The 261-nt window shown below is 64.4% G+C and carries 1 protein-coding gene; it reads right to left on the minus strand.

All coding sequences use genetic code 11. The features are described from left to right. The coding region (locus tag RTW80_RS29705) for a tetratricopeptide repeat protein (protein ID WP_312721723.1) at window positions 1-261 on the minus strand (261 nt) is incomplete at both ends.

Consider the following 261-nt stretch of genomic DNA (forward strand, 5'->3'; position numbering starts at 1 on the left):
CGGCAATGGCTTCCTGGGTGTGCCCGGGGGTGGCAAGCAGGCGAGCCTGCTGGAGGGCCTGGCGACCATCCGGCGTGGAGAGCAGCATGGTAGTACGGGAGGACTGATAGGCACTGGAATCGGGCGCCATTCCTTTCAGGCGATCCAGCTCTTTTTGCGCGCCCGCCGTATCGCCCTGTCGTAACAGGTAGCGGAAGCGCGCGGCAATCACGTCCGGGTTGTTGGGGTCGATCAGCTCAAGGCGATAGAGCGACTGGCGCA

It is taken from the genome of Escherichia sp. AM3 (assembly GCF_032029835.1).
Lineage (GTDB): Bacteria > Pseudomonadota > Gammaproteobacteria > Enterobacterales > Enterobacteriaceae > Escherichia > Escherichia coli.